Genomic DNA, 264 nt, shown 5'->3' with positions numbered 1-264 from the left:
TTCGCTAGAGATAGCTTAGTGCCTTCGGGAACTCTGAGACAGGTGCTGCATGGCTGTCGTCAGCTCGTGTTGTGAAATGTTGGGTTAAGTCCCGCAACGAGCGCAACCCTTATCCTTTGTTGCCAGCGAGTAATGTCGGGAACTCAAAGGAGACTGCCGGTGATAAACCGGAGGAAGGTGGGGATGACGTCAAGTCATCATGGCCCTTACGAGTAGGGCTACACACGTGCTACAATGGCATATACAAAGAGAAGCAAACTCGCG

At 51.9% G+C, this 264-nt stretch carries 1 rRNA gene; it reads left to right on the top strand.

Annotated features, from left to right (window positions below):
- Window positions 1-264: ribosomal RNA gene (locus J1779_RS00040) — 16S ribosomal RNA — on the top strand; the annotation flags it as partial.

It is taken from the genome of Rahnella rivi, from assembly GCF_019049655.1.
Lineage (GTDB): Bacteria > Pseudomonadota > Gammaproteobacteria > Enterobacterales > Enterobacteriaceae > Rahnella > Rahnella rivi.
This window is presented reverse-complemented; position numbering and strand designations above follow the sequence as displayed.